The 14,122-nt window shown below is 35.3% G+C and carries 12 protein-coding genes and 1 pseudogene; 8 read left to right on the top strand and 5 right to left on the bottom strand.

Translation table 11 applies throughout. The features are described 5' to 3' along the window. Positions 1-8 precede the first annotated feature (8 nt). The 6 genes and pseudogenes from KI363_RS11170 to KI363_RS11145 form a co-directional block, all read left to right on the top strand. A complete protein-coding gene (locus KI363_RS11170; RefSeq protein ID WP_212966351.1) occupies positions 9-1,538 on the top strand; it encodes a response regulator transcription factor in 1,530 nt (509 codons plus the stop codon). Between the two features lie 69 nt (positions 1,539-1,607). Continuing rightward, on the top strand, positions 1,608-3,395 hold the full coding sequence (locus KI363_RS11165; RefSeq protein ID WP_246516838.1) for a cache domain-containing sensor histidine kinase: 1,788 nt from the start codon (positions 1,608-1,610) through the stop codon (positions 3,393-3,395). Positions 3,396-3,539: 144 nt separating this feature from the next. After that, a complete protein-coding gene (locus KI363_RS11160; protein ID WP_212966350.1) occupies positions 3,540-4,829 on the top strand; it encodes an ABC transporter substrate-binding protein in 1,290 nt (429 codons plus the stop codon). 294 nt (positions 4,830-5,123) lie between these two features. After that, positions 5,124-5,996, top strand: coding sequence for a carbohydrate ABC transporter permease (locus KI363_RS11155; RefSeq protein ID WP_212966349.1), 873 nt, complete (start codon positions 5,124-5,126; stop codon positions 5,994-5,996). Continuing rightward, entirely contained in the window at positions 5,993-6,817 is an 825-nt protein-coding gene (locus tag KI363_RS11150) for a carbohydrate ABC transporter permease (RefSeq protein WP_212966348.1), read from the top strand. The genes KI363_RS11155 and KI363_RS11150 overlap by 4 nt, the downstream gene beginning before the upstream one ends. A 31-nt stretch (positions 6,818-6,848) precedes the next feature. Beyond that, positions 6,849-7,715: pseudogene (locus KI363_RS11145) on the top strand (sugar-binding domain-containing protein); the annotation flags it as partial. A gap of 140 nt (positions 7,716-7,855) precedes the next feature. On the opposite strand, the gene KI363_RS11140 reads toward KI363_RS11145, so the two are convergent. The 5 genes from KI363_RS11140 to KI363_RS11120 form a co-directional block, all read right to left on the bottom strand. Continuing rightward, entirely contained in the window at positions 7,856-9,001 is a 1,146-nt protein-coding gene (locus tag KI363_RS11140) for a site-specific integrase (RefSeq protein ID WP_246516837.1), read from the bottom strand. A gap of 100 nt (positions 9,002-9,101) precedes the next feature. Continuing rightward, complete coding sequence (locus KI363_RS11135; protein WP_206093770.1) at positions 9,102-9,344, bottom strand: helix-turn-helix domain-containing protein; 243 nt, start codon at positions 9,342-9,344, stop codon at positions 9,102-9,104. Next, positions 9,341-10,138, bottom strand: a complete 798-nt coding sequence (locus KI363_RS11130; protein ID WP_212966346.1) for a rolling circle replication-associated protein — start codon at positions 10,136-10,138, stop codon at positions 9,341-9,343. The genes KI363_RS11135 and KI363_RS11130 overlap by 4 nt, the downstream gene beginning before the upstream one ends. A gap of 158 nt (positions 10,139-10,296) precedes the next feature. Continuing rightward, complete coding sequence (locus tag KI363_RS11125) at positions 10,297-11,607, bottom strand: FtsK/SpoIIIE domain-containing protein (protein WP_212966345.1); 1,311 nt, start codon at positions 11,605-11,607, stop codon at positions 10,297-10,299. 63 nt (positions 11,608-11,670) lie between these two features. After that, complete coding sequence (locus KI363_RS11120; protein ID WP_212966344.1) at positions 11,671-12,003, bottom strand: hypothetical protein; 333 nt, start codon at positions 12,001-12,003, stop codon at positions 11,671-11,673. 205 nt (positions 12,004-12,208) lie between these two features. Between KI363_RS11120 and KI363_RS11115 the strand changes: the two genes are divergently transcribed. Further along, entirely contained in the window at positions 12,209-13,054 is an 846-nt protein-coding gene (locus tag KI363_RS11115) for a helix-turn-helix domain-containing protein (protein WP_212966343.1), read from the top strand. A 19-nt stretch (positions 13,055-13,073) separates the two neighbouring features. After that, positions 13,074-14,063: a site-specific DNA-methyltransferase gene (locus KI363_RS11110; RefSeq protein WP_246516836.1), complete on the top strand. Its 990-nt coding sequence runs from the start codon at positions 13,074-13,076 to the stop codon at positions 14,061-14,063. Positions 14,064-14,122: the final 59 nt, after the last annotated feature.

The following is a 14,122-nucleotide window of genomic DNA, read 5'->3' as shown; positions in this document are numbered from 1 at the left end:
GATATAAAATGATCGAGCAAGGACGATGTAAGGTACTGATTGTTGATGACGAAGTGTTAATTAGGCAAGGCATTAAGCATTATGTGAACTGGGAAGAAGAAGGATTTACAATGATTGGAGAGGCTTCTAATGGCGAGGAGGCACTCGCCATTATAGAAAAGGAAAATCCCCATATTGTGATTACAGATATTGTCATGCCGATTATGGATGGAATCGAACTGACCAAAAAGGTGAAAGAGGAATATCCAGAGATTGAAGTCATTATTTTAAGTAGCTTCAGTGACTTTGATTATGTGCGTTCGACTTTTCAAAGCGGTGTGGCTGATTATATTCTGAAACCTAAATTAGAAGGTTCGGAGTTATTAAAGGCTCTCAAACAAGCATTGCATCGATTGCCCAATTTTGATTTAGGTTTGTCTAAACAATCGCTTACAACGATGGAAGAATGGATCCGGCATTTAATGGCTGGTTATGAACCTGTGAATCAAAAACAATTAGAATATGAGTCTTTTCCGAAAAGTCATTTTTGCTTAATGGGGATCGACCTTAAATTAGAGCAGGATACTCAAAAAATGAAAAAGCATATCCTGGAACAACTGCCCTCTATATTAGAAGGCTTTATCTATTATCCCATTTTGTTAGAAGATTGCAGTTTCTCATATATCATTAATATGGATAAGGGAGAATTTTCATCGCTTGTTACCACAATCAAAGAGGTGGCAAGAAGGTCAGCCCAAACAATTTGGTTACTTGGGGAGCCATTTGAAGATATGATTCAATTGCAAAAGCATTATGAAGATGGACTGAAACGCTTAAGAGACTATCAATTTTATTTTCCAAATCGAAACTTTTTAATGCTGAAAGAATTGCCAAGGCTTACAGAAGAAAGTAGCTTTGAGTTGAATCATTTCATCGATGTATTTAAGCGCCGTGATTTTGATAAGGCTTTCGAAGATTTAAATCAATATATTGAATATATGGCTCAGCAATACACTGTGAAAGAACATGAATTGAAAGCGATCTTTGGGAATATTATCTTCAATATTACGATCCTTTTAGAAGGCATGAAGTTCGATATGAATGAAATGCAACAAGACAGATATCAATATTTTGCGATGATTAACGAAGCGGACAATGTGGAGAGGGTAAAAGGTTATTTATACTCATTTCTAGAAGAAGTTCAGGACCTGATTTCTTCGCAAATGAACGATCAAAGTCAATCCAATATGCCGCAATTACTAAGCTATATTGATCAACATTATAACGAACCGATCAGTCTTGCCGATTTAGCCGAGCATTTCCATTTTAATCCATCCTATTTATCGACTTATTTTAGTCAGCATTATGGTATTGGGTTTAATGAATACCTTAATCAAATTCGTATTGAGAAAGCAAAGTCTTATTTGGAAAACAAACATGTTTCCATATCAGAAATCAGCGGCTATGTTGGCTATTCAGATCATAGTTATTTTTGTAAAGTGTTCAAAAAGATGACAGGAATGTCACCGAGTAAATATAGAAAAAGCCGGCTTGTATAAGGTGTTTAAAAGGTCTGATAAAAAGGATGTCGAATTTCTAAGTTGGCATATGTTTAGGAATGGATGAACATGATGAAAAATTATATAGGCAAGTTTAAAAGAAACAGTTTGTTTTTTAAAATGTTTCTTGTCATGGTGACGAGCATTGTGGCGGTTTCGATCTGTATCACATTCGCCATGATTCAAATGTCTGAAAAGCTATTCATAGACCAATTTAGCATTACCAATTCAAAAGTAGTAGAACAAATTACAACTAATTTTGAAAGTTATAGCTATTCGACCGCTTCGGTGATCCATCAAGCCCAACAAAGCGGAACCGTTAAAAGTTTTTTGACAGATAAAAATACAGAGCCGATTAATTTGGCAAAGGCTACTTTTAAGATTAAACAGCAAATGGACTATTATGATTCTTTAGTGAATCATAATGGGGCTAATATTGTGATCATGGGAGAGAATGGGCGGTTATTCTCCACCAATAATGTGAAATGGCCTGTCTCGGAAGCCACATTGCGGCAACATCCCATCACATTAAATGCTTATGAACATCCAAAACAAATCCTGTATCAATATGCTCCTGAGAACCCAGATCATTCTTTAGAACCTTCCATCGTTGTATCAAAAGCATTGTTGGATCGTTCTATGAACCAGATCTATGGAGTTATTTATATATCTCTGCAAGAAGATGACTTTAGGCAGATGTATTCAAGATACACAGGAAATGGAAATGATGTGTATCTGATGGATCAATCTGGAAGAATTGTTTCAAGTAATAAACGGGCTTTGGTTGGTCAAAAAGAAGCTGATTTATTAAAACAGGTAAAAGAGATTGAGAATCATGATTTGAAAGTAAAACAAATCAATGTATTCAACAAAGATTATTTGTTGTTCTCTAGATATTTGCCAACATTTGATATGTATCTTATTAATTTGATCGATCGTGAAAATGTACAAAAGAATTTAGTGGACAAGAAAACCATTGTCTTAATTAGTGCGAGTATCGTGATGCTTACATTATGTATTGTTTTTCTCATTTCTCGTAGCATAACGAAGTCATTGTCAGGGCTAGTGAAGCAAATTTCCAATATGAGTAAAAGCAATTTTGACTTTTACGTAACGGAAACAGGTAGTTATGAAACAAAACAACTTGCCCAATCATTTAATTATATGTTGGATGAACTCCATGAGTATGTGGAACAATTAATGGTCACACAAAAGAAACAAAGGAATGCAGAATTAGAAGCCCTACAACAGCAAATTAATCCGCATTTTTTATATAATACATTGGCATCCGTTAAATTTATGGTGCAACAGGGGGACCGAGAAAAATCGACCCAAACGATCAACGCATTAATATCTTTACTTCAAAACACGATTGGGAATATTAGTGAAACGAACACAGTGAAGCAGGAATTAAATAATCTGAAAAATTATGTCTATATTAATCAAATGCGTTATGGTGATGGTATAAAGGTGCATTATTTTGTTTCTCCTGATTGTTTGGAGTATGAAATTCCAAAGTTGATGATTCAACCATTTATAGAAAACGCCTTTTTTCATGCTTTCAATCAAAAGAAAGAGGGGTATATTCAACTGCTTATTTCTCAAAGCGAGGGAGTATTGCTTTGTGAAGTCGTCGATAATGGAGATGGGATGCAAATAGAGTCTGGGGGCGATCTGCCAAAATCGAAGGGAAAACGCCATTTCTTTTCTGGCATTGGCATTCACAATGTTCAAGAACGGATTCAACTTCTATATGGGGAGCAATACGGGGTGGAGGTGGAGAGCGCCATAGGAAAAGGAACGCGAGTTAGAATTTATCTCCCTATAAAGGAATCTAAAAATAATACAAATCCCTAAATAAAATACAATTAGTTGGTATCCGCTTACAAAAGACCGAAATAAAGTCAAAGCTTTATCTAAAGATCGTTCTAACGGTCTTTTTTTGTGCATGCTAAAATTTTAATTGAAGTAATCGTTTTCAATTAATAGGAGGTTTAGAAGATGAAGAAGATTTTATTTATTCTTATTGCAAGTATCCTCGTGTTAGCCGCATGTAGTTCCGGCTCCAAAGAAGGAAAAGAGTCAGAGGGGGACGGGAAAAAAGATCCTAATACCATTACTGCATGGGCATGGGATCCCAAATTTAACATTGCTGCACTTAAACTTGCGGAAGAGAAATACTCCGGTGAAGAAGAGGTCAAACTTAATATTATTGAAAATGCGCAACCGGACATTGTATCAAAATTAAACACAGGTCTAAGTTCCGGAACAATGAAAGGGATGCCAAATCTTGTATTAATTGAAGATTATCGTGCTCAAAGCTTTTTACAAGCTTATCCAGATGCCTTTTACGATTTATCGGACTATTTTAATTCAGATGACTTCGCAAAATACAAAATTGAATCCGCAAGTTTAGATGGAAAAATTTACGGTTTACCATTTGATACAGGTGTGGCGGGTTTATATGTAAGAACAGATATGTTGGATGAAGCGGGTTATAGTGTTGATGACTTTACGAACATTACTTGGGATGAGTTTATCGAAATGGGTAAGAAAGTAAAAGAGAAAACCGGAAAGCCAATGTTAACAGTGGATCCTAATGATTTAGGAACCATTCGCATGATGATTCAAACTGCAGGAGAATGGTATTTGAAAGAGGATGGTACAACCCCGAATCTTGGAGGAAATGCCGCTCTAGCCGATGCGTTTCGAGTCTATAAAACAATGCTTGATGAAGGGGTTGCCGGGATTCATTCAGATTGGAGTCAAATGCTTGCTGGATTTAACGGTGGAGATGTAGCCGCAGTTGCTCAAGGTAATTGGATTACACCTAGCATAAAAGCAGAAGAATCACAATCTGGTAAATGGGCCGTTGTTCCAATTCCGAGATTGAATGTACCAAATGCTGTAAATGCTTCAAACTTAGGCGGAAGTTCTTTCTATGTTTTAAATATTGATGGAAAAGAAAAAGCAGCTGAATTCCTTGCTAATACATTCGGATCTAATGCGGACTTTTATCAAGATCTTGTTTCCGAGGTTGGTGCGATTGGCACGTATATACCTGCGGCTGAGGGGGACGCGTATAAAACGGAAGATGAATATTTTAGCGGTCAAAAGACAGTTTCCGATTTCTCCAAATGGATGGAAGAAATCCCAGAAGTAAATTATGGTATGCACACTTATGCGATTGAGGACATTCTTGTTGCTGAAATGCAAAATTACTTGAATGGACAAGATATTGATGAAGTGCTTAATAATGCTCAAAAACAAGCGGAAGCACAACTAAAATAAATGGACAGCATTTCAGGAGGCTGGGACAAAAGTTTTTTTGCTTAAGAAAAAGCCGAACTACTAGCGTGCGTATAACCCGCTCCGGAAATATACTTCGCTTTCCGCGGGCGAGTGTCAAGCCTCCTCAGGCTTCGCCTTCCGGGGTCTTGCCGAACTCTCACTTCCCGCAGGAGTCTACGTATATTTCCTCCGCTAAGGTAATGCATTGTTCGTCTTTGAAGTATAGCATTTTTGTTATGTCCCTGCCTCCTGAAAATAAGATTCTATTGTTTCCTTCAGTAAGGAGTGAGAATAATGAGCAGTAAGTTTAAAAATAATACGATTGGTTGGTCGTTTGTTTTAGTAGCCACTTTTTTCATCGTCTTGTTTTATTTTTATCCAATGGTACAAGCGTTTATTTTATCTTTTAAATCAGGGATGGGGAATAATCTAGAGTTCGTTGGGGTAGATAATTACACGCGATTATTTAATGATCCGACCTTTATTGCCGCCCTTAAAAATACATTTATTTATTTGATTTTTCAAGTGCCGATCATGATCGTTTTAGCGTTAATTTTTTCAGTATTACTAAACGATCCGAAATTAAAATTGAAAGGGTTCTTCCGGACAGCGATTTTTTTACCTGCCGTCACTTCACTTGTTGCGTATTCCATTATCTTTAAATACTTGTTTGGCCAAGATGGCATTATTAACCAATTTTTGCTGAATATTTCACTTATATCAGAGCCGATTCAGTGGTTAACAGATCCACTACTAGCGAAAGTGACGATTATTATTGCCATCACATGGCGTTGGACGGGATATAATATGATTTTCTATTTATCTGGTTTACAAAATATCGATCAATCGATCTATGAAGCTGCGAAAATGGATGGGGCGAATGCCTTTCAGGTCTTTACCAAAATTACCGTTCCAGCCTTAAAACCGATTATTTTATTTACATCGATTACGTCAACGATTGGAACATTGCAATTATTCGATGAAATTATGAATATCACCAAAGGTGGACCAGGCAATGCGACGGTCTCCATCTCTCAGTATATTTATAATTTATCCTTTAAATATACGCCTGATTTTGGCTATGCGGCAGCTGTTTCCTTTGTGATTGTGATCCTTATTGTCATATTCTCAGCTCTACAATTTAAAACGGCAGGTGATCGAAATTGACTACATTTAAAAGAGTGTTTGCGTATGTTTTCTTATCGATAGCTGCATTTATCTCCATTTTTCCCTTTTTATGGATGATCATTAGTGCAACGAATAAATCGAGCGATGTGACGCAAGGTCGTTTGCTTCCAGGGGGTCACCTTTTTGAAAATACAAGAAATTTATTTGATACTGCTGACATGGGAACGGCTCTAACTAATTCTGCGATTATCGCCATTGCTACCACCGTTCTAGCGCTGCTCATTGGTTCTATAGCAGGTTATGGCTTTGAAATTTATCGAAGCAAAAAGAAGAATATTGTTTTTAACATTCTTTTATTATCGATGATGATTCCATTTGCAGCCTTAATGGTTCCCTTATATCGTATGTTTGGAAGTATTTCATCCACGATTCCATTTATTGGCATTGATACATTAGCTGCGGCTGCTTTACCAACGATCACAACTGCCTTCCTTATCTTTTTCTTTCGACAAAACACAAAAATGTTTGCGAAGGAGTTGGTAGAAGCCGGAAGAATGGACGGATTGTCGGAATTAGGCGTCTTTTTCCGAATCTTTATGCCTTCTATGAAAACGGCGTATGCTGCTGCTGCAATTATTACCTTTATGAATAGCTGGAATAATTATCTATGGCCATTAGTTGTTTTACAATCACCTGAAAATCAAACGATCCCGCTCCTTATTTCTAACTTGGGATCAGGATATACCCCTGACTACGGTGTTATTATGATGGCGATTGTCATTGCAACACTTCCCACTGCATTAGTATTTTTCCTAATGCAAAAACATTTTGTGGCTGGTATGATGGGGTCAGTTAAGTAAGTTAAATTAAATAAGAAAGAAGGGTTGGAATGTGTTAAAAAACGTAGAGAAATTTCATTACACTCCACCGAAAAATGGTTATCCTGAGTGGAATAATAATCCAGAGATTTTTCAGTTGAATCGATGTGAGGCTCATGCTACTTTAATGCCGTTCGATACCGTGGAAGAGGCCTTACAGGGGAAACGTGATGCTTCTAAAAACTATCAATCATTGAACGGACAATGGAAGTTTTCTTTCTCTGAAACTCCCGAAACAAGGAATTTAGATTTTTATAAGGCCGATTTTGATAGTAGCCATTGGGATACGATTAAAGTCCCTGCTCATTGGCAATTAGAAGGATATGATTACCCGCAGTATACAAATGTACGCTATCCTTGGAGTGATACCGAAGAAATTCAGGCACCTTTTGCCCCAACGAAATATAATCCAGTGGGACAATATATTCAAACTTTTACTCTTCCGGAACAATGGCAAGGTCAACCTGTTTATATTCACTTTGCGGGTGTGGAGTCGGCCTTTTATATTTGGGTGAATGGAGATTTTGTTGGTTATAGTGAGGATACGTTCACACCAGCTGAGTTTGATCTCACTCCTTATTTAAAGGCTGGTGAAAATAAAGTAGCTGTTGAAGTTTACCGTTGGAGTGACGCTAGCTGGCTTGAAGATCAAGACTTTTGGCGTTTAAGCGGTATTTTTAGAGATGTTTATCTTTATACGACACCAGTTGTTCATATTCAAGATTTCTTTGTGCAAACGGATTTAGACAAACAGTATCGAGATGCAGAATTGAAAATTGATGCTAAGCTTCGCAATTATTTAAAGCAAACGCATGCAAATGTGAAGTTTGGTGCAATGTTGTATGATCAAAAGCAAAATCTAGTAATGGATCCTGCTATGCTCCACCATACAGTTTCAATGATTTTTATTAAGTGTCAAACTCCTTGATATGAAAGGAATTTGATGCTTTTTTTTTTCATGGAATTTCAATTTACTTCATTTAAACGTAGTCAAATACGTAGTCAAAATGTTGTCGTTTTTTACAGATTTACATAGCTTGAAAACTTTTGTATGGCTTGTTCTTGAGCTTTTTTTGTAACATGTGTGTAAATGTTCATTGTTGTTTTGATATCACTATGACCGAGCCGATCTTGTACTTCTTTTAACGTAGCACCTGCTTCAAATAAAAGCGAACAGTGGGTATGACGTAAACCATGTGTCGTCACTTTCTTTAAATTGTACTTCTCTTGAACGTATAGTATCCATTCACGAGTTTTTGACGGTTGTATAAATTCATTCTTCTCATTGCTGAAAACGAGTTGAGATGGTTTAGATGTATTAAAACCAAGCTTGAAATAATCTTCTTTCTGTTTCTTTTTCCACATCCTTAATACGCCCATTGTTTTTTCATCCATCTTTATCGTTCGAGCTTCATTCGTTTTTGTTGACTTGATATAAAGCTTACTGTTTTTCCCGCGAGAAAGCGCCTTGTTAATGCGTATTTCTTTTGTTTTAAAGTTTATGTCGCGCCATGTCAGCGCTAACGCTTCTCCTTTTCTCATGCCACTGAATGCGAGCAAACGAAATAGCACGTATGCTTTCACGTTTGTTTCTTTTTCCAAACATGAAAGAAATTCAATTAATTGTTCACGAGTGTAAAAGTTCTTTTCGTCTGTTTCATCAGGTAATTGTTTATTCCTTTTTCTTGGAAGCTCGACTATATCAAACGGGTTTTTTTGAACAAAATCACGTTTGACAGCAAAGTTAAATACTCGAGAAGCATATGCTTTAACCTTACTAATGTTTTTAAGTTTTTTCGCCCAATCGTTTACAGCTTTCTGGCATATATCAACCGTAATTTTTTCAATTTTATATTCACCAATGCTAGGAAGGATATGATTATCAAATAAGCTAACCGTTTTTACAAACGTGCTTTGTTCTACAGTGTTTTCATACTGAAGTAACCACAACTCATAAACTTCTTTAAATGTTTCTGCCCGTTCTTTTCTAAACTCGCCACTTGCAACTTGTAATTTAATTCGTGCCAATGCTAGTTCCGCTTCTTTTTTCGTTTTAAAACCGCGTCTAGTTGTTCGCATTTGTTTTCCTGTGGCTTCATCTGTTCCTAAATAAACTTGAAATTCATATCTAATCTCCCCATTTTTCAATTTGTATTGTTTAATCACTTAGTAAAACCTCCTCTAATCAATTGCGGGGGCAAATGATTAAAAAGAGGGTTTACCTCATAAACCATTATACTCATTTATGAGATAAACCCACAATGCGCTAAAAACTATGCTCTTGTAAAAATCGGTCTATCTCTGATTTTTTCACCCTTTTTACCCCATCAATTTCAGCAACCTTTAAACCCATTTGCCGAAATTTCATAAATGTATTGTAAGAGACATTGGCATATTTAGCGGCTGATTTCAGATCGAGCCATTCTTGATGCGGATTCATTTTGTTAAAATATATTTCTAACTGGTCCTTAATAGACTGTATAATATCGTAATCAATTTGTTGTGTCATTTATTATCACTCCTATGCTTCAGTTTTGTGTATCGAATACGATATTCCTGGTATCCTCCACCGACTTTTTTGTAACCTGTGTACGTTTTTTGGAACAAAACCTCGTCATCTGAAAATGTCTTCCATTCCTCGTTTAATTCAAGTCTAACTTTGGGCTGCTTTAAGTTTTTGGATTTAAACACTCTTTTTTTATTCATAAATTTTACAAGTAATTGCGGATCATCAATGTTTTTTTCAAAATATTTACTTATATACCGTCCGATATTTTCTCTTTGATCTACATCAATCTTTTTTATATTCACTGACCCGTGTGGCCAGATTTCTTTCAAATCTTTATAAGGAATTTTAGGTACAGAAAACAAAACAATATGATAATGGATCGCTCCTCTTTTTTGTAACTCCCACACACCAATATATTTTAACTTTGCTTCTTTCGATTTATATATTTTATAATTCAATCTCTTTATAAATTTATTAAATTCATAATTCGTTTTTTGAATATCATCTATATTTTCTTTAAATGTTAAGGTTAAAAAGCTAGTTCGATGATCAAAGTTTGCATCGATCAATCGACCGAGTTCCCAACGCTCATTTCTATGATATTTCTTCATTCGTTCCACACGTTTACTTTTCTCTTCGTATGAAGCATCTTCAAACTTTATATATTCCCTATTCGTTTCATTTGATGGACGTGTAAATCCATAGCCAGTCACTTCTTCATACTCGTATACTTCTGTAAAACTGGTTTCAATTATTTTTGTATTGTAATACTTTAATTTTCCATGTTTAAACACCACCTTTTTCTCTTCAAATTTGCATATATAACAAGTTAACAGCTTTCGCTTCGCTCAAGCTCTCGACCGTTAGAAAAGTGACCGCTCCGCTTGACCGTTCCACTCTGCTACTGACGTAGCAGTCATCACTTTTCTACGGTCGAATACGACGAAGCAAACTATCTGTTATTCATCATTGCTGAATACAGTTCTTGACGATAATTTAATCCTTCAAAGTTCAGATACGGAGCTTCAAAGGGTCTAGGTAAAGTCCACCCTTCACCATCTAAAAATACGAATCCTTTTCCAGTTCCGGTTTCGGCTGAAGGCAATTCATCCCATTCGTCACCTAATGTCATCCGATATCCACTTTTCGATAGTTGTCCTAAAGCAATCCTTAATCCGATTTGATCACGTATGACCGTTGATACAGCTTCTGCATTCGGTTTTTGAGTACTTAAAATCATGAATATCCCCGCTTGCCTGCCTTTTAGAATGAGTTGCTTTAAATATGAATCGATTTCTTTGGCGATTTTTTTGTCTTCTTCCATTGCAGCGGCAACTTCATCAAAAACAATAACGATCGGTTTCAAGTTATAATGATTATAATTTTTACCCAATTCGACATCGGTTTTATTAAACATCGTCTCATAACGTTTATTCATTTCATCGTTGGCTTCCCTTAATATTTTTGCCATCGTTGCTGGAGTGCTAGCAATTCGATTTAAAGCATTAGGAATGTTAGATTTTAAACTGGATAAATCGCTTCTTTTCGGATCTAATATGAAAATATCAGCCCCTCGAATGGCAAATTGCAAAATTAAATAATAAATCATAAACGTTTTTCCTGAACCAGTCGCTCCAGCGATTAAAGCGTGTGGAATACTTGTAAACTTCCAATCTTTTTCGGAATCTAAAGGAATTGTTAATGGATCAAAATCATTTAATAATGCTTTATTGACGATAATGCGGTCTGGTTTATTTACGCTAAATTCATATGTGACAAAATGAGGTGAACGATGTTTTATATCTGTTAAGTTCATTGATAAAGCGGATTCAAGCTTCTTGGCCAGACTATCCGGTTGTAACGTATAGGGCGCTCCGTTTGGATACGATTCAATGATTAATGAATGATTTTGAAAGTAAATTTTAAACTTCATGGACGTTACGGCTTTGTATGGATTGGTATCTTTATCCGTTACATACAATTGATTAAAAAGGATAACGTGTCTAAGTTTCGCTTTTATTTGTTGGATTTTAGAGAATGAATAGCGACTCGTATAAAAAAGGTAAAAAGTGAGAGATGCGAATGCTATAATTGGTATGAGATAAAATATAGTAGCAATCTCATATGAAAAACGCGTGAGTAAATAATGATCGAATACAAAAATCGTGACGAAGAATAAAACGATAAAAGAATAGGCATAAATGATATGGAGCAATCTTCGTCTTTTAAACGTGACAGTATGTTTCTTTTTCAATCTGAACATCTGTACCAGCCTCCTTTCATCATGCTCTAGGTAATGGAGATGCATTTACCTAGAGCATGATGGTTATTGTTTCACTACAGAAATGGATGAAGCTTTAAAAGATAACGCCACTCTGCCGTTTTGACTAAAAGGGTTGACTTCTAGATTCTCAAAAGTCACTTTAATCGGCTTTCCGTCTTTGATTTGTTCTGGATTAATTTGTGGCGTTTGCCCTTCGATTTTGACTTGAATTTTGTCCCAATTGTATTCAGTCAAAACGACCGGGTACCTGTAACCCGCGATTTCACCCGTATTTTTGCCGTCAACAAATCGGGTGTAAGGTGAAGGCGCTTCGACCAATAACATTTCTTTGCCCAGTTTTGAAACATCAACCAGATCTTTAATATTGACAGCCATTTTCTCACCTCCTAAATCCTGAATTTTGGTTTACGTTATACATTTACGTAAACCGTAATTTTATTTTCATAATACCATATATTTTTGGTTTTTCAAGTATTATTTTGCTCAATATTTGAATTACAAGTATGAAGAAGGTATATTTATGGTAATAAAAGTACGTAAAACAAAAATGTAAAATGTAATAAAGGAGTGGAATGATAATATGTTTGAATATAACAAACTAAGCATAGGTTCAAGGATTCGGCAAATTAGAAAAGAAAAACAAATGACATTAAAAGAATTTAGTCAATTATTAGATGTGCCTATTAGTAGCATTAGTTCTTGGGAGAGAGGAGCTAATGTACCGAGTTCTCAAAATTTAAAATTGCTTTCTGAAAAAACAGGAGTAGATAGTAACTGGATACTTTATGGGGATATAGCTGATTATCTACAAGATATATTTGATTACTATCATTTAAATGAAGTGATTAGCGAAGAAAAATTTTTTGAGTTAGAAAAGGTTTTAAAAGAAATGCATTATAAACCGGGGGATTTTAATCGATTAAAAGACACGGCAGCGCTTATTATTCCTAATTTTGAAGAGTTAATTAATCATGAAGATGAGGAAAAAACATTATCTGCACATATGTTGAAAAATGAATTTCCAATATTGAATGACTATCATTTCCAAACGAATTACTTACCGTTGCTTCAGGGACTATTGTCAGATGAGAATAAAGAACACAACAGTGATATTATTTTATTTTTATTGGATTTATTATCTAGAATGAACAATACGACGAAACCTATAATTAAAAAGATCTTTAGAGATTTAAATTGGTTATTAAGCAACAATATTTTTAGACTGGAAAGAGAACATCAGAGTAATTACCCTTCATTTGGTGGAATTCATTCAGCTGATGCATATGAAAAACAGGAAGATAGGGATTACAGGGATATTAAAGAAGATGCTGAACAGTTAATCCAAGAGATAAGTACAAGACTGAAAGATGTTGTTGAATTAAATTATGAAGCGTTTAAGAAGAGGGAGCATAAATCAATCTTTTAATGTTTATGGAGGGGAAGTCATGAAAACAAAAATTAATAAAGCAATTAAAGAAGTGTTGGAACAGTTCGGAGAAAAGTACATGATTGAAGGACAACTGAATAAAAGTAAAGTCATTCAAGATTTAGACGCTTACGATAAGGATTTACTAGGTGCATTTATTGAGAATGAAACGATTAAAGAGAACTTCACCATCACGATTAACGGTCATATGGTTTTACAAACGAATAAGTTAATCGAGCTCTTTGAAGCAGATGAGTATTGGCAAGATTCGTTTACAAAGTACTCAAAAAAAATCGGCTTAACTGCCGGCGGCAAGTTTATCGATGAATCGACTGATGTCGTATTAGATTTTCCTTATAAAGACACCATTTTAAAAGCAAGTATGTCGAAAGAAGATACGGATAAAGATGATTTAAGACCTGACGAGCCTTTTTTAAATGAAGTGATTGCGAAAGAAGAGATTGATGTTCTTTTAGATAAGAAGATATTAGTAAACGCCAAAAAATACGATCAAGATGGTGTACGAGAAGTAAACAGCCTTAGTGAAGACGATAATTTGATTATTAAAGGAAATAATTTGTTGGCATTACATACGTTGAAAGAAAGATACGCTGGGAAAGTAAAGATGGTTTATATCGATCCACCTTATAATACAAAAAGCGCAGCAACAACCTTTCATTACAATAATCGATTTAATCACTCTACTTGGCTAACTTTTATGAAGAATAGGGTTGAAATAGCAAAAGATTTTCTTAGAGAAGACGGGGTATTTGTTGTAGCAATAGATGATAATGAACTATTTTATTTAGGTGTATTATTAGATGAAATATTTGGAGAATCAAATAGATTGGGAGTTATATCGGTTGTACATAATCCAGGTGGTAGACAGGACGAAGAGTATTTTCCAACTGCACATGAAAATATGATAATTTATGCCAATATGGATCTACGTCAATATTTAGGACACATAAAAGTTAATTTTTTTCATTGTGCTTCGAAACTTATTTAAATGTGTATTTGAAGGCTTGACATGGAGCCTCTGTGTGCGTGGTGATTTGCGAAAGACGA

Origin of the sequence: Lederbergia ruris (assembly GCF_018332955.1) — a bacterium.
Lineage (GTDB): Bacteria > Bacillota > Bacilli > Bacillales > Bacillaceae_C > Lederbergia > Lederbergia ruris.
Note: the sequence above shows the minus strand (reverse complement) of the source record. Positions and strands in the feature narration are given on the sequence as shown.